The following is a 13,040-nucleotide window of genomic DNA, read 5'->3' as shown; positions in this document are numbered from 1 at the left end:
CTTTTCCTAGCTCACCACCTCGGCCAGCAGTTGCCGGCGCAGGCGCCCGGCCGCGCACAGTGCGCCGTCGAGATAACCGCCGCCCTGGCGCGACGTTTCCGAGCCGCCGAAATAGAGCCGGCCACCCCATTGCGCCTGGGCCAGCAGCGGCTCGCCATAACCGGGATGGCCACCTTGCAGGCCCTCTTCGGCGATGTCGGCGGGGCTGCAGGTGTCGGGCTCGTTGGCCCAGTCCTGCCAGAACGTCTCGGGCTGCAGGGCCGGGTCGACCGCATCGGCGCCGAACAGCTGCACCAGCTGGCTGCGCAGCAGCAGGTCCCGGCCGCGCGCAAAGCTCTCGCGCTGCACCGCGCCGAGTGCGGCAAAACCGGCCAGCGCCGCGCCGGGGTAGGCCGCGGGTGCCTGCGCAGGATTGGCCACCCCATCGGGGCCACAGGCGTCGAACACCTCCGCCAGCATCGCCTGCGGATGCGTGACCCAGGCGTTGCCGGTGTGGCCGGCCTCGCGCCAGAACGCCCGGCTGTAGGCAAAGCCGGCCTTGGCCGCGGTGGCCATCCAGGTCGGCGTGCGCTGCATCGCCTCGCGCACGGCCGGCTCCAGCGCGGGCGTGAAACGCACGCCGGCTTCGATGACACGCGGCGGCAGCGCCAGCACCAGCTGGCGCGCGTGCACCGAATACAAGGCCTTGCCGTGGCGCAATTGCAGCTCGATGAAATCGCCATGGTCGATGACCGCGACCAGGCTGTGCCCGAGCCGCAAGCGCGCATCGGGCAGGGGCCGCGCCAGCGCGTCGATGACCGCGCCGGTGCCGCCGGCGATGCGCCGCGCGCCGCCGTGCACGGCGCCCGGCGTCGCCGGCACCGAGGCATCGGCGGCGGGCCGCAACTGCTCGGTCAGCGCCACCGCCATCGGCGAGCGGTTGGGGTCCGAGAGGTGCAGCACGCGGCCATCGTCGTGCTGCGCAAAGCTCGCCAGCCCCAGGTCGGCCACCAGCCGGGTGATGGCCGGCTGGCTGTGCGGCCAGAACCAGGTGGCGCCGAGATCGACCGGCGTGCCGTTGTCGGACCGCACCGTGAGGGCGCGGCCACCGAGCCGGTCACGTGATTCGAACAGGCGCCAGTCGCGCCCTCGTGCCTGCAGGCTGTGCGCAAGCGCCAGCCCGCACAAGCCGCCACCGACGATGGCCACATCCAGCATGAGAGGCTCCTGGTGATTGAACGAAGGGGCGCGCGAGGCAGGGGCCGGACGGCGCTCAGCCCGACAGCGCGCCGAGCAGCTCGACCGTGACCGGCTCGGTGCCCAGCAGCGTCATCTGGCAGGCCAGGCGCGACTTGCTGCCGATGCCGATGAGGGTGTCGAGCTTGGCGTTCTCGGCCGGCGTCATCTTCGAGACGCCCTTGCGGCCGCCGGTCAGGAACAGGTGGCAGGCGCCGCACTTGGCGTCGCCGCCGCATTTGCTGATCAGCTTCTCGCCGGCATCGAGGATGGCTTGCAGCAGGTTGGTGCCGGCCTCGACCTCGACGGTCTTGCCGCTGGGCATGATGGTGAGTGTGGACATGGATGACTCCTTGGGTCAGACGGGTGGGACAAAAGGGGTGGACGCTCAGGCCGTCAGCACGGCGCCGGCGGTGAGCCGCTCGGCCACATCGGCCAGCGGCAAGGCGATGCGGGTGATGCCCTGCTCTTCGAGAAAACGCGCTTCCATGCGCGTCGGTTCATCGGCCAGCACGGCGTAATGCGGGCCCTTCGAGCGCGTCATGATCTGGCGCGCGAAGGCACGCGGCAGCTGGTCGTTGAAGCGGCAGCCGAGGAAGACAAAACCCAGCTCGGCGCGGCGCTCCTGCACCAGCGCGGGGATCGGCGTCTGGATGTCGATCTCGGTCAGCACCTCGACGTAGTCGGTGTCCGACACCAGGTAGTTGCCCACCGGCGAGGCGCTGCCCCAGGGCTTGTAGAGCACCGTGGTGGCCTCGATCGGATCGGGGCTGACGTCGCCCTGCGCGGTGTACCAGCCGATCCAGGTGCCGAAGTGCTCGGACTGCGACAGGCCTTGCGCCTCGGCCCAGTCGGTTCGCGCCCCGAGCACGCTGCGCATCGTGCGGTCGTACCAGCAGTCGACGATCAGTGGCGAGGGCAGCGCCGCCAGCCAGCGGTGCAGCGGCGACGGCGTGGGCGTGGCGGCGTAGGCCTGGTCCATCGCGGCGACCAGGGTCTTGCGGTGCTTGAAGTTCTCGATGAACTGCGCCACCGCGGTCAGGCGGTTGCGGATCTTGCCTGGCACCGAGGTCTTGCTGTTGAGGAAGGTGGCGAGCGCCAGCGGCGTGGCCGGCACCGGCTGATCGCTGCACAGGCTCAGCATCTCCGGGCCGAGAAACGGCGCCAGCTTGCCGGCGCGCAAGCCGTCGATCAATGCGACGGGGACTTCATTCACGGTGATGTGGCTCATGGTGCTTCCTGTCAGTAGATGGCCGCACCCGCGCCGACGTTGACCGAGCTGTCCTTCATCGTCTTGACGATGAACTTCACGTGGTCGGCTTCGAGATGGGTGTGGAAAGGCAGCGCCAGCGCGCGATCGGCGATGCGCTCGACCAGCGGAAACTGGCCGCGCTTGTAGCCCTGCTGGATGTAATGGAACTGCTGGTGCAGCGGCTGGCAGTAGAGGACGGCCTCGATGGATTCGGCCGCCATGTCCTCGATGATCTGCTCGCAGGCGCTCACCGTGAAACGCTTGCCCAGGTGCACGGTGTAGACCATCCAGTGCACCTCTTCGACATCGGTCGCCACGTAGGGCGGCTTGATGCCTTCGAAGCTCTGCATCTGCTCGATGTAATACGCCTCGACCTGCTTGCGCTGCGCCAGGATCTGATCGATGCGCACCAGCTGGCCGGCGCCGAGCGCGGCGGTCAGCTCGCTGATCGAGGCCTGCAGCGGCACGCGCGAGCCCACCGACACCGAACGCCGGTCACGGATCGAGCGGGCGCGCAGGTAGCGCAGCTCCATCGCCAGGGCATCGTCGTCGGTGACGATCATGCCGCCCTCGCCGCAGCACAGCGCCGAGGGTTGCGAGAAGTCGAACACCGCCGCGTCGCCGAAGCTGCCGACCATCGCGCCGGCATAACGCGAGCCGATCGCCTCGGTCGAATCCTCGATCAGCTTCAGGCCGCGATCACGCGCCAGCGCACGAAACGCATGCCAGGCGGCCGGGTGGCCGTTGACGTTGCCGGCCAGGATGGCGCGGGTCCGGTCGGTGATCTGCGATGCGGTGCGCACCGGGTCGAGGCAGCCGGTCCAGTAGTTGATGTCGGCAAACACCACCTTCGCGCCGGTCAGGCTCACGGCATGAGCCACCTGATACCAGCCGTAGGGCGAAGCGATCACCTCGTCGCCGGAGCCGATGCCCATCGCCCGCAACGCGAGCCAGGTGCCGATCGTGCCGCTGGCCACCGCCACCGCGTGCTTGCGGCCCAACCAGGCAGCGAACTGCTTCTCGAAGTGCTCGACCATCGGCCCGGCCGCCAGCCGCGGCTCGCGCAACGCCGCCTGCACCAGCTCGGACTCGACCTCGGTGATGTCGGGGTCGGACAGCAGCAGCCAGTCGTCGGGCAGGTCGAAGCTCTCTTCTTCGACCGTCTCGTCCATCGGTTCGGCAGGCAGGGAACTCATGGTCTCAGCCCTTTCCGGCGACGAAGAAGCCGGCGGCCTGGCGGCCATCGGCAGTCACCTGCCAGCAATGGCCGTCGGTGGCCGCAAAGTAGAGCTGCACGTTGCGGCCGATGGCAGCGGGGACTTCGTCGCGCATGTCGAAGGCATCGACCACCACCACCCGCATGCGGGTGTAGAAGGCGCGCAAGGCCTGGGCGGCCCCGCGCACATCGGTGGCGGCATCGGCCAGGGCCAGGGCCTCGGGCAAGGCGTCGAGCAGCGTGGGCCGGGCGGGAGCGTCGGTGGCATTCATGCGAGGCTCCTTCAGTCGGTGTCACCGCAGAGGCGCCTGGCCTCGACGGTGATCGGCAGGTTCGTGCCCGCGGCCATCTCCGGCAATGCCAGCACCCAGCCGTTGGCGAGCGTCACGGTGCCGCCGAAGAGATCGGTCTTCTCCTGCGAGACGATCGGCTCCTCGAGGTCCTTCTTGGGCACGTAGGCGGAGAGCACCCCGGCTGAGCTGCGGCGGATCATCACTTTCATGGTCGGGTACTCCGTGGGTCGGTCAAGGAAGGGTCACGCGTGCATCACGCCGCCAGCGCCTCGGCGGGCGCGGGCACGGTGTGCAGCAAGGGACCGAGGGCGCGCACGGCCGCCGCAAGGGTCTGGTCGATCTCGGCCGCGGTGGTGTCGCGGCCGAGCGAGAAACGCACGCTGGCGCGGGCATGCAAGGCCGGCTCACCCATCGCCAGCAGCACATGCGAAGGCTGCGTGCCGCTGGCCGTGCAGGCCGCGCCGGAGGACGCGAACACGCCGGCGCGCTCGAGCTTGCCGAGCACCTGTTCGGCGTCGAGCGTGCCGAAGCGCAGGCAGCTGGTGTTGGGCAGGCGATCAGCGCCGGTGCCGTACAGATGCACACCGGGCAGGGCCGCGCGCAGGCCGGATTCGAGCCGGCCCTGCAGGTCGCGCATGTGGCTCATGTCGTGAGCCAGCGTGCGGGCCGTGCGTTCGGCCGCGGCGGCAAAACCGACGATCCCCGGCAGGTTCTCGGTGCCGCCGCGGCGGTGGCGTTCCTGCCGGCCGGCGAACAGCGCCGGCCAGTTCAGGCCCTTGCGCACCACCAGCGCGCCGACGCCCTTGGGCCCGTGCAGCTTGTGGGCCGACACCGACCACAGGTCAGCACCGCCGGCATCGAAACGCGCCGCCGTCTTGCCGACCAGCTGGGTGGCGTCGACATGCACGAACGTGCCCGCCGCATGCGCCAGCGCGGCCAGCTCGGCCACCGGCATCAGCACGCCGGTCTCGTTGTTGGCGCCCATCACGCTGACCAGCGCCACGTCGTCGCCGATCAGGCGGCGGGCGCACTGCAGATCAAGCACGCCGCGGGCATCGACGCCGATCAGGTCGACCACCACGCCCTCGCCTCTCAGGCGCTCGGCCAGCGCGAGCATGCCGGGGTGTTCGACCGCGCTCATCACCAGCCGCGTGCGGCCGGTGGCGCGCCCTTGCGCCAGCGCACCGAGCACGGCGATGTGATTGGCTTCGGTCGCGCCGCTGGTGAACACCAGCTCGGCACCGAGGCAGCCGAGGAACTGCGCCACCCGGGTGCGCGCATCGGTGAGCGCGCGGCGCGCAGCCTGCCCGGGCGCGTGGGTCGACGACGGATTGGCCCAGACCTTCTGCAGGCTGTCGAGCATCTCCTCGATCACCTCGGGCGCGGGCTGGGTGGTGGCGTTGTGGTCCAGATAGACAGGCGGGTTCATACCCAGAACTCCCGGTCAGGATCGGCACAGAGGTGGGCCAGCAAGGCCGGCAGCGAGGCGTCGTGGCGCTTGAGCTGCCAGCAGTCCTGGGCGTGATCGCGGGCGTAGAGCAGCCAGCCTCCGTCAAGGCCTTGGCGGCCTGCGGCCACCGGCACCAGCCAGGCGATGTCGATCTCGCCGCCGGCGCTGTCGACGTTGCGCGAGCAGTTGGGGCTGGCGATCTTCCAGCCCCGGCCCTCGCGCAGGAAACGCGGCTGCACGTACTTGTAGCGGCTGCGCTGGTCGAGCGCGTTCTCGATCCGGCGCGCGTCGAGGCTGCTGACGGCGGCCGATCTCACGGCGGGGGGCTCGGCAGGCTCATCGCGTGAGCCTGTAGCAGAGCGCCGCGGGCGGGCGGCCTTGAGCGCGCGCATGCTCAGGCCTCCTCGGCCTGAACGGCCAGGGTGATGAGGTCGGTGCCTTCGAGGGCGATCTCTTCTTCGAGGCAGCCGATCACTGCCAGGCCGAAGTCGACCATGTAGACGGGGATGTTGGCCTCGCCGTGGTGGCCCACCTGCACCACCTCGCCGATGCCGCCAGCGGGGATCAGCAGGTGGTCTTCGGGCACTTCGGGGTGGCTGCCGTCGTTGTAGAGATCGACGGCGGCGATCACGGGCTGGCCCCATTCGAACTTGGGAAGGCGCTGGTCGATCATGCGGTTCTCCTTGAATCAACGAAGGTCCTGGAGTTGCCGAGCGCGCTCGCCGAGCTGCGCCAGCACTTCTTCGGGCAGGTGGTCGAGCGTGCACAGCTCCTTGCCACGCATGCCCACGCGGTGGCCCGATTCGACGAACTCGACCGCGTAGATGTAGAACTGCTGCAGGAAGGTGCCGATCGAGGTGACGAAACCGATCTCGCCCTTGTTGACCAGCACCTCGCCGATGTCCTTGCCGTTGTAGGTGCCGTCGTTGCGGATCACCGTGCGGCTGATGACCCGCTCGCCCATCGCGTAGCGCGGCGGCGAGGCCACTTCGATGATGTCGTCGTCGCGGTTGATGTCGGCCATGCTTGCCTCGGGTTCAGACGGAATGCAGGGACGGGCCGGCGCAGGCGTCGGGTGGCGCGGTGGCTTCAAGTTCGGCGCGGCGCTGCTCGGCGCGCTCGCGCACGTCGGCCTCGGGGTCCTGGGCGAAACGCGCCAGCACCGCGCCCATCGCGCGGCCAGCGGCTTGCCAGCGCACCAGCAGGTCGGGGTCGTCGACCAGGGCGTCCAGCAGCGGCGCCGGCAGCCGTTCGGCGACGATGCGGCGCACTTCGGACTCACTGTCCTCGACCATGCGCCACAGCGCCGGCATCGGCACGCGCTGCGCCACTTCGCGGCGCACCATCAGGTCGGGATCGTTGATCAGCAGCGGCAGCAGGCCCTCGCTGAGACGCCGCGCCACGGTGGCGCGCACGTGGTAATCGGGGTCGCGCATCATCGACGGCAGGTGCTCCGCCGCCAGGCCGTAGGCCACGCGGATGCGCACTTCGCGATGCGCATCGTCACGCATGCTCAGGAGCTGGCGCTGCGGCAGGCGCAGGGCCAGTTGCAGGCGCACGGTCTCGTCCGGATCGTTCATCAGCGCCGGCAGGCGGAACACGTCGGCGTAGCGCGCAGCGATCGCCCGCACCTCGAAGTAGTCGTGTCCCAGGTGCTGATTGGCGAGTTCGGGGTGGGCCCTGAAGAAGCGGTCAATGCGCCGCGCATAGGCGTCCTGCATGCACATGCGTCCGGGCTCGCAGCGCCCTTCGGCCCGCAAGGGCGCATGCACGCAACCCTGGCAGTCGAGCTCGCCGCCCTGCCAGTGCACGGCGGGGATGTCGTTCCAGGCGGGGGGCTGATCGACCATCACGCGGCTCCCGTCGAGCCCGAGACGCGCGCCCAGGCGGCCGCACCGAACACCGGCAGCGCGGGGCCGTCGTCCTCGCCGTCATCGAAGCCGTCGGCGTCATCGACGCGATCGACGTGGATGTCGACGCCCAGCGTGTCGCGCAACCGAGCACGCAGTTCGCTGCGCTCGCGGCGCTGCCGCACGGCCTCGAGCAAGGCGCCACCGACACGGTCGTCGGGGTCGATCATGCGCAGCTTGGCGAGCGCGTCGCGCGCTTCCACCGGGTCGTCCAGGCGCATGCTCAGGTAGGCGTAGCCCTTGAGCACCCACAAGTAGAAGCGGGTCGTGATGTCCTCGTCCGCGCCGGCCAGGGCACGCCCGGGCACGTCGCGCCAGACCAGCGGCAGGCAGAGTGCACGTGCGCCGACCACCAGCGCCGTGCGTGCCACGTCGCGCGCGGCGGCCAGGCGGTGGCCGTAGAAGTGATGGCGATAGAACGCGATCAGCACGGCCGGATGCTCGGGCGCGATCGCCTTGGCGCGCATCAGCGCGGCCATCGCCTCGGGCGGGTCGGCACGCAGGACGCCGGCTTGCGCGAGGGCCTGCTCGGCCTCGGCAGGCAGGCCGAAGCCGAGCACGGCGTCGTCGAAGTCGGGATCGATCGGCACGGCGTGCTCCCCTGGCCTCGGCTCTCAGTGGCCGGCGCTGGCCGAACTCATGCGGGTGATCGAGCTCACCGACACCGTCGCCTGGGCCGGCGGCGCCGCGGCATCGCCCGAGGTCGAGCAGCCACAGGCGGCCGCGTTCGGGTTGATGAAGGTCAGACCGCTCCGGGTGGGGGTGTCGGCAAAGTCGATCGTCACGCCGTCGAGCATCAGGCGGCTTTCGGCGGGCAGGAAGACCTTGACGCCATTGACCAGCAATTCGCCGTCACCGGCCTGCGCCGCGGGCTCGACCGTGAACTCGGCGTTGTAGCCCGAGCAGCCACCGGCAGAAACCGTGAGACGGAAACCGCCGGTCGGGTGCTCGGAGAAACGGACCATGCGGCTGATGAACTTCTGGGCCGCGGCGGTGACAGTGAGGGTAGGCAGGATCATTTGGGTTCTCACGCAGGTTTGATGCAGCCTTCGACCGGGCAGACGGCGACGCACTGCGGCGAGTCGAACTGGCCTTCGCATTCGGTGCACTTCTTCGGGTCGATGACGAAGGTGCCGCCCTTTTCGCGAATCGCGACGTTGGGGCATTCAGGCTCGCAGGCCGAGCAGCCGGTGCAGGTCGAGGCAATGATCTTGAGGGCCATGTCGTTCTCCTTGATGGGGACTGGAAACAGTTGAAAAGTAGGGGTCAGGCAGCGTGTTCGGCGCCCGAGGTGTAGGCGCCCTGGCGGATGCGGGCGTCGCCGCGCGGCTGATGCGTGATGGCGCCGCTGGCAATGCGTTCGCGGTAGCGGCCGAACCACGAGAGCGCGGCCTTCTCGATGAACTCGTGCGCGTATTCGTCCACCGGCTCGATGCCGGCGGCGCTCAGTTCATCGCGCGGGCAGGCGCCGATCTTGGACACCAGCACGGCGTGGCAGTCGTTGATGGCATTGACCACCGACGGCAGCGCTTCTTCTTCGCCGTAGCCGCCCTGGCAATAGAGGTCGACGCGGCGATGGCCGACGAACAGGGCCTCGCCCTGGCTCACCTCGAAGATCTGGAACTCGGTGGCGTGGCCGAAGTGCAGGTTGACCTTGCCGTGGCCTTCGGTGGCCACAGCCACCAGCACCTTCATGCCCGGGTCGACACCGTCGTCGGTGTTGCTCGATGCCAGCGCGGCGAGCTTGGCCGCATGCTGGGCCTGGCGCTCGGTCTCGACCTTGTCCTGGTAGCTCCTGCGCTTGTCGAGGTCGTAGACCACTTCCATCTCTTCGATCTTGTCGAGCGTGAACTCTTCCGAGCGGTCTTCGCCCAGCAGGCCCACTGCATCAGCGCGGCACTGGCGGCAATGGCGCATCAGGTTGGCGCCGCCCATGCACGCGTCCTGCACGGCCTTCAGCTCCTGCGCGCTCGGGCCGCGCTGGCCGGTCAGCCCGAACACGGTGCCGTGTTCGGCTTCGCTGATCAGCGGCATGATGTTGTGCAGGAAGGCACCTCGCTTCTTGACCTCGCGGTTCACCTCGATCAGGTGCTCGTCGTTGATGCCGGGGATCAGCACCGAGTTGATCTTGGTGAGCACGCCGCGCGCGGTGAGCATCTCCAGACCGAGCATCTGGTTCTCGTGCAGGATGCGCGCGGCCTCGACACCGGTCACGCGCTTGTGATCCCAGAAGATCCACGGATAGATCTTCGCACCCACCTCCGGATCGACCATGTTGATGGTGATCGTGACGTGGTCGATGTTGTACTTGCAGATCTCGTCGACCAGCGCCGGCAATGCCAGGCCATTGGTCGAGAGACACAGCTTGATGTCGGGCGCCTGCTCCTGCAGCATGCGGAAGGTGTCGAAGGTCTTCTTCGGGTTCGCCAGCGCATCGCCCGGGCCGGCAATGCCGAGCACCGTCATCTGCGGGATCTCGCTGGCCACCGCCACGACCTTCTTGACGGCCTGTTCGGGCGTGAGCTTCTGGCTCACCACCCCCGGGCGCGACTCATTGCTGCAGTCGTATTTGCGATTGCAGTAGTTGCACTGGATGTTGCAGGCCGGCGCCACGGCCACGTGCATGCGGGCGTAGTGGTGATGCGCCTCTTCCGAATAGCACGGGTGGTTCTTGACCTTGTTCCAGATCTCGGCGGGCATGTCGTCGGGGCCGGCGGAGGTGCCGCAACTGGCCTTGCCCTCACCGCCGCTGGTGCCGCAGCCCCCGCCGGTTTCAGGAACATCGACAACTTCGCTCAGCGCCTGGCGACCCTTGCGCAGGTCCGCGATGTTGACGAAGGCGGTGGCTTGAGACATGGGCAACTCTCCGTGCGATCGACTGCCGGGATGGGCAGGTTTGCAGCTCTTTTTGCGAGAGCCGTGCCAGGTCGCGCATCTTGATGAATCAACGACTTAGCGCAATTCACCGGCCTCGGCATGCTGTGTGGATTGCGACAAAGCAGACATCCGACACCGCGACTGCGACATCGCCGACACTCGGCGCTGACTTCACGAAAGCCGACCATGATCGAACCGATACTGCTGACCGCCACCCGGGTCTCGACCTTCGACGGAGACCGGGTTCTCACCGGCGCGAGCGGTTTCTTCTTCGAGCGCGACGGGCGCCTGTTTCTCGTCACCAGCCGGCATGTCGTGATCGACAAGCCGAGCAAGCATTTCCCCAACCGCATCGAGATCGACCTGCACACCGATGCGGTCAACCTGACGCGCTCGGGCGTGCTATCGGTGATGCTCTACAAGGACGGCAAGAGCCTGTGGCGCCAGGGCCGCGATGCCGGCGGCGAGATCGACGTGGCGGTGATCGAGCTCGATCGCGCCGCGCTACCGGCGTCGGTGCTGCTGCGCTGCTTCACGCCGGCGCATCTGCAAGGCTCACTCGACGAGGTCGAGGTCGGCAGCGCGCTGCTGGTGGTGGGGTTCCCGCTCGGTTTCCACGACACGCTGCATCACCTGCCGGTGGTGCGCCAGGCGGTGATCGCGTCGTCGTTCGGCGTGCGTTTCCAGGGCCAGGGTTATTTCCTGACCGACGCCCGCACGCACCGCGGCGTCAGCGGCGCGCCGGTGGTGATGCGCAGCACGGCCTCGGGCCTGTCGCTGCCGTGGAAGCTGCTGGGCGTGCATTCGTCGCGCATGGACATGGAAACCCGCGACCAGCTGCTCGATGAATCGCTCGGCCTGAACTGCGCCTGGTACGCCGACATCCTGATGACGCTCACCGCCGACGATGCCCGCGTCGAGGGCAGCGAAACGGCGAACCGGCCGGGCGTGACAGGCGCGCCCCGATCAGCCGGCCCGCAGACGCCTCAATCGACCAGCTGATGCCCGATGGCGTAGCGCATCAGCTCGGCATTGCTCTTCAGATCGAGCTTCTCGAGGATGCGCTTGCGGTAGGTGCTGATGGTGTTCGGGCTGAGGAAGAGCTGCTGCGCGATCTCGCCGACCTTCTTGCCCGAGGCGAGCAGCCACATGATCTGGTACTCGCGGTCCGACAGGCGGCAATGCAGCGGCTCGTCGCCACCGGTCGACAGCGACAGCGCCAGCTGCTCGCCCAGTGCGGCGCTGACGAAACGCCCACCACGCGCCACCTTGCGGATGGCGTTGACCAGGTCCTCGGGCGCACTTTCCTTGGTCAGGTAGCCGGCCGCACCGGCGCGCAGCACACGCATCGCGTACTGGTCCTCCGGGCAGACGCTCAGCACCAGCACCGGCCGGTCCGGGAAGCGCTGGCGCAGTTCCTTGATCAGGTCGATGCCGCCCTTGCCGGGCATCCGGTAATCGAGCACCGCCACGTCCCAGGCGAAGCGCCCGCATTGGTCGATCACCTCGTGGCCGCTGCTGGCTTCGCCGGCGACGCTGAAATCGGCCTCGGCGCCCAGCAGCTGCTTGAGGCCTTGCCGGACCACCGGATGATCGTCGGCGATGAAGACCCGCATGTTCATGGCAACCCCTCTGCTCGTTCGCTGCGTGATTCACGCCCGTGCTCGCGTTGCGAGCCCGGTATCGGGATGGACACCCGCACGCGTGTCCCGGCGCCCGGCTCCCCGTCGATCGCAACCGTGCCACCGAGCCTCAGCGCACGCTCGTGCATGCCCAGAAGCCCCAGGGTGGTCGGGGCGTTGGCCTCTTGCACGACGATGCCCACGCCGTTGTCGGCCACCTTGAGCACCAGCCGGTCGCCTGCCTGTCGCAGTTCGACATCGAGCCGCGTGGCGTGTGCGTGGCGCGCCACGTTGGTCAGGATCTCCTGGAAGATCCGGAACAGGGTGTTCGACAGGTCCTTGTCGAAGACCTCGGTCTCGGGCGGCAGCGCCGAGCGGCAACGCACGCCGGTGCGCTTCTGGAACTCCGTGGTCTGCCAGGCGATCGCCGAGACCAGGCCCATGTCGTCGAGCACCTCGGGCCGCAGCCCGGCTGAAATCTTGCGAACCGAGCGGATCGTGTCGTCGATGAGCCGGCTCATCGCATCGGTCTTGACCCGCAGGCGTGCATCGTCGGGATGCCTGGCCAGCCAGGCGATGTCCATCTTGAGCACGGTCAGCACCTGGCCGAGCTCGTCGTGGATCTCGCGTGCGATGGCGGTGCGCTCCTTTTCGCGCATGGTGATGAAGTGGCTGGTCAGCGCATGCAGGCGCGCTTCGGACTCGCGCACCTGCCGCTCGGCGCTGCGGCGCACGGCCACCTCATGGCGCAGCTCGGTGTTCTTGCGGTGCAGATCGACGAACACCGACACCTTCGAGCGCAGCACCTCGGGCAACAGGGGCTTGACCAGGTAGTCGACCGCGCCGACCTCGTAGCCGCGAGAGATCGACGCCAGATCGTCAGCCGACGTCGCCAGAAAGATGATCGGCGCAAGCCTCGACCGCTCGTTTCGACGCAGCATCTGCGCGCTCTCGAAACCGTCCGTGCCGGGCATGCACACGTCGAGCAGGATCAGGGCGAGATCGTGCTCGCTCGCGCAGCGCAGTGCAGCGTCGGCGTCGTGGGCCAGCAGCAGGTGACGGTCGGCACCGTCCAGCAGCACGCGCAAGGCAGACAGGTTCTCCGGTTCGTCGTCGACGAGGAGGATGTTCGCCTTGTCTGCTGTGGGCATACACAGCCTTTCGTGCTGGGCCGTAGTCCGATCGGAGTGTCAGAGGTCTACCGG

General features: G+C 68.6%; 18 protein-coding genes. 1 reads left to right on the top strand and 17 read right to left on the bottom strand.

Translation table 11 applies throughout. From position 1 onward, the window contains the following. Positions 1 to 6: 6 nt before the first annotated feature. The 15 genes from LCHO_RS07080 to nifB form a co-directional block, all read right to left on the bottom strand. Positions 7 to 1,197 carry a flavin monoamine oxidase family protein gene (locus LCHO_RS07080; RefSeq protein ID WP_012346448.1) on the bottom strand — a complete coding sequence of 397 codons (1,191 nt, stop codon included), beginning with the start codon at positions 1,195 to 1,197 and terminating at the stop codon, positions 7 to 9. Between the two features lie 55 nt (positions 1,198 to 1,252). Next, entirely contained in the window at positions 1,253 to 1,558 is a 306-nt protein-coding gene (locus LCHO_RS07075) for a 2Fe-2S iron-sulfur cluster-binding protein (protein ID WP_012346447.1), read from the bottom strand. A gap of 45 nt (positions 1,559 to 1,603) precedes the next feature. Then, the gene (locus tag LCHO_RS07070) at positions 1,604 to 2,446 is read right to left on the bottom strand and encodes an SIR2 family protein (protein ID WP_012346446.1); all 843 of its coding nucleotides are present in this window, start codon (positions 2,444 to 2,446) and stop codon (positions 1,604 to 1,606) included. Between the two features lie 11 nt (positions 2,447 to 2,457). Further along, complete coding sequence (locus LCHO_RS07065) at positions 2,458 to 3,663, bottom strand: DegT/DnrJ/EryC1/StrS family aminotransferase (RefSeq protein WP_012346445.1); 1,206 nt, start codon at positions 3,661 to 3,663, stop codon at positions 2,458 to 2,460. Between the two features lie 4 nt (positions 3,664 to 3,667). Beyond that, the gene (locus tag LCHO_RS07060; RefSeq protein WP_012346444.1) at positions 3,668 to 3,955 is read right to left on the bottom strand and encodes a hypothetical protein; all 288 of its coding nucleotides are present in this window, start codon (positions 3,953 to 3,955) and stop codon (positions 3,668 to 3,670) included. A gap of 11 nt (positions 3,956 to 3,966) precedes the next feature. Next, on the bottom strand, positions 3,967 to 4,185 hold the full coding sequence (gene nifT / locus LCHO_RS07055; RefSeq protein WP_012346443.1) for a putative nitrogen fixation protein NifT: 219 nt from the start codon (positions 4,183 to 4,185) through the stop codon (positions 3,967 to 3,969). 44 nt (positions 4,186 to 4,229) lie between these two features. Continuing rightward, positions 4,230 to 5,405, bottom strand: a complete 1,176-nt coding sequence (locus LCHO_RS07050; protein ID WP_012346442.1) for a cysteine desulfurase family protein — start codon at positions 5,403 to 5,405, stop codon at positions 4,230 to 4,232. Then, positions 5,402 to 5,743 carry a DUF3024 domain-containing protein gene (locus LCHO_RS07045; protein WP_043703988.1) on the bottom strand — a complete coding sequence of 114 codons (342 nt, stop codon included), beginning with the start codon at positions 5,741 to 5,743 and terminating at the stop codon, positions 5,402 to 5,404. Before LCHO_RS07045 ends, LCHO_RS07050 begins: the two co-directional genes overlap by 4 nt. Before the next feature lie 77 nt (positions 5,744 to 5,820). Then, positions 5,821 to 6,099 carry a nitrogen fixation protein NifZ gene (locus tag LCHO_RS07040; protein ID WP_012346440.1) on the bottom strand — a complete coding sequence of 93 codons (279 nt, stop codon included), beginning with the start codon at positions 6,097 to 6,099 and terminating at the stop codon, positions 5,821 to 5,823. 15 nt (positions 6,100 to 6,114) lie between these two features. Beyond that, on the bottom strand, positions 6,115 to 6,450 hold the full coding sequence (locus LCHO_RS07035; RefSeq protein ID WP_012346439.1) for a nitrogen fixation protein NifZ: 336 nt from the start codon (positions 6,448 to 6,450) through the stop codon (positions 6,115 to 6,117). A 13-nt stretch (positions 6,451 to 6,463) separates the two neighbouring features. Further along, positions 6,464 to 7,276, bottom strand: coding sequence for a 4Fe4S-binding leucine-rich repeat protein (locus LCHO_RS07030; protein ID WP_012346438.1), 813 nt, complete (start codon positions 7,274 to 7,276; stop codon positions 6,464 to 6,466). Continuing rightward, positions 7,276 to 7,926, bottom strand: a complete 651-nt coding sequence (locus tag LCHO_RS07025; RefSeq protein ID WP_012346437.1) for a hypothetical protein — start codon at positions 7,924 to 7,926, stop codon at positions 7,276 to 7,278. The genes LCHO_RS07030 and LCHO_RS07025 overlap by 1 nt, the downstream gene beginning before the upstream one ends. A 24-nt stretch (positions 7,927 to 7,950) precedes the next feature. After that, entirely contained in the window at positions 7,951 to 8,355 is a 405-nt protein-coding gene (locus LCHO_RS07020; RefSeq protein ID WP_012346436.1) for a HesB/IscA family protein, read from the bottom strand. A gap of 8 nt (positions 8,356 to 8,363) precedes the next feature. Beyond that, entirely contained in the window at positions 8,364 to 8,558 is a 195-nt protein-coding gene (locus LCHO_RS07015) for a 4Fe-4S binding protein (protein ID WP_012346435.1), read from the bottom strand. A gap of 44 nt (positions 8,559 to 8,602) precedes the next feature. Continuing rightward, positions 8,603 to 10,192 (bottom strand): nitrogenase cofactor biosynthesis protein NifB, encoded by a 1,590-nt coding sequence (nifB, locus tag LCHO_RS07010; RefSeq protein ID WP_012346434.1) that lies wholly within the window; start codon positions 10,190 to 10,192, stop codon positions 8,603 to 8,605. Between the two features lie 207 nt (positions 10,193 to 10,399). On the opposite strand from nifB, the gene LCHO_RS07005 reads away from it, so the two are divergent. Then, the gene (locus tag LCHO_RS07005; protein ID WP_012346433.1) at positions 10,400 to 11,215 is read left to right on the top strand and encodes a S1 family peptidase; all 816 of its coding nucleotides are present in this window, start codon (positions 10,400 to 10,402) and stop codon (positions 11,213 to 11,215) included. On the opposite strand, the gene LCHO_RS07000 is transcribed toward LCHO_RS07005, so the two are convergent. Then, positions 11,200 to 11,835 (bottom strand): response regulator, encoded by a 636-nt coding sequence (locus LCHO_RS07000; RefSeq protein WP_012346432.1) that lies wholly within the window; start codon positions 11,833 to 11,835, stop codon positions 11,200 to 11,202. The genes LCHO_RS07005 and LCHO_RS07000 overlap by 16 nt on opposite strands. Continuing rightward, entirely contained in the window at positions 11,832 to 12,986 is a 1,155-nt protein-coding gene (locus tag LCHO_RS22020; RefSeq protein ID WP_012346431.1) for an ATP-binding response regulator, read from the bottom strand. The genes LCHO_RS07000 and LCHO_RS22020 overlap by 4 nt, the downstream gene beginning before the upstream one ends. Between the last annotated feature and the right edge of the window lie 54 nt (positions 12,987 to 13,040).

The sequence above is a fragment of the Leptothrix cholodnii SP-6 genome (assembly GCF_000019785.1).
Classification (GTDB): Bacteria; Pseudomonadota; Gammaproteobacteria; order Burkholderiales; family Burkholderiaceae_C; genus Sphaerotilus; species Sphaerotilus cholodnii.
This window is presented reverse-complemented; position numbering and strand designations above follow the sequence as displayed.

Coding starts and splice junctions, on each gene's coding strand:
- LCHO_RS07065 (WP_012346445.1), bottom strand. CDS start 3,663: ATGAGTTCCCTGCCTGCCGAACCGATGGACGAGACGGTCGAAGAAGAG.
- LCHO_RS07060 (WP_012346444.1), bottom strand. CDS start 3,955: ATGAATGCCACCGACGCTCCCGCCCGGCCCACGCTGCTCGACGCCTTG.
- LCHO_RS07075 (WP_012346447.1), bottom strand. CDS start 1,558: ATGTCCACACTCACCATCATGCCCAGCGGCAAGACCGTCGAGGTCGAG.
- LCHO_RS07080 (WP_012346448.1), bottom strand. CDS start 1,197: ATGCTGGATGTGGCCATCGTCGGTGGCGGCTTGTGCGGGCTGGCGCTT.
- LCHO_RS07040 (WP_012346440.1), bottom strand. CDS start 6,099: ATGATCGACCAGCGCCTTCCCAAGTTCGAATGGGGCCAGCCCGTGATC.
- LCHO_RS07005 (WP_012346433.1), top strand. CDS start 10,400: ATGATCGAACCGATACTGCTGACCGCCACCCGGGTCTCGACCTTCGAC.
- nifT (WP_012346443.1), bottom strand. CDS start 4,185: ATGAAAGTGATGATCCGCCGCAGCTCAGCCGGGGTGCTCTCCGCCTAC.
- LCHO_RS22020 (WP_012346431.1), bottom strand. CDS start 12,986: ATGCCCACAGCAGACAAGGCGAACATCCTCCTCGTCGACGACGAACCG.
- LCHO_RS07030 (WP_012346438.1), bottom strand. CDS start 7,276: ATGGTCGATCAGCCCCCCGCCTGGAACGACATCCCCGCCGTGCACTGG.
- LCHO_RS07050 (WP_012346442.1), bottom strand. CDS start 5,405: ATGAACCCGCCTGTCTATCTGGACCACAACGCCACCACCCAGCCCGCG.
- LCHO_RS07015 (WP_012346435.1), bottom strand. CDS start 8,558: ATGGCCCTCAAGATCATTGCCTCGACCTGCACCGGCTGCTCGGCCTGC.
- nifB (WP_012346434.1), bottom strand. CDS start 10,192: ATGTCTCAAGCCACCGCCTTCGTCAACATCGCGGACCTGCGCAAGGGT.
- LCHO_RS07000 (WP_012346432.1), bottom strand. CDS start 11,835: ATGAACATGCGGGTCTTCATCGCCGACGATCATCCGGTGGTCCGGCAA.
- LCHO_RS07070 (WP_012346446.1), bottom strand. CDS start 2,446: ATGAGCCACATCACCGTGAATGAAGTCCCCGTCGCATTGATCGACGGC.
- LCHO_RS07020 (WP_012346436.1), bottom strand. CDS start 8,355: ATGATCCTGCCTACCCTCACTGTCACCGCCGCGGCCCAGAAGTTCATC.
- LCHO_RS07035 (WP_012346439.1), bottom strand. CDS start 6,450: ATGGCCGACATCAACCGCGACGACGACATCATCGAAGTGGCCTCGCCG.